Origin of the sequence: Pseudomonas sp. SIMBA_041, from assembly GCF_046535095.1 — a bacterium.
In the GTDB taxonomy this organism is placed as follows: Bacteria; Pseudomonadota; Gammaproteobacteria; order Pseudomonadales; family Pseudomonadaceae; genus Aquipseudomonas; species Aquipseudomonas mucoides.
In genome coordinates this window covers 1-340 of sequence record NZ_JAWRXJ010000106.1, presented here as the reverse complement: position 1 = coordinate 340, position 340 = coordinate 1, and the positions used below count along the sequence as shown (strand labels likewise).

The window sequence follows — 340 nt, the reverse complement described above, 5'->3', positions numbered from 1 at the left end:
CATAGTATCGTTGGGTAGCAAAGACAGCATAGACTGCTCGATTTGCTTTGCAATCGCACTACTATTAGAAATATCATCCGCCCTTTCGACAACTTTTGTCACTTTTGCTAATCGTAATAAAGATGCATCCGTTGGTATAGCAGCTTGTGTCGATAAAGTAGGAACAAGCATTAACCCAATAGCACTAACGCTCAACGAGATAGAAAATACAGTATTTTTCAGTATGGCTTTCATGTCATTATCACTTTATCATAATGGATTAAATTTTTAGTGAGTTGTCCGATAAGACCAAAACGTCTGCATTTGGCACCGATAATGTCAAGATAGCTTCCTGAAAAAC

At 37.6% G+C, this 340-nt stretch carries 1 protein-coding gene; it reads right to left on the bottom strand.

From position 1 onward, the window contains the following. Positions 1 to 234: hypothetical protein (locus SB725_RS30435; protein WP_410923063.1), on the bottom strand; the 234-nt coding region annotated here is incomplete at its 3' end. Positions 235 to 340: the final 106 nt, after the last annotated feature.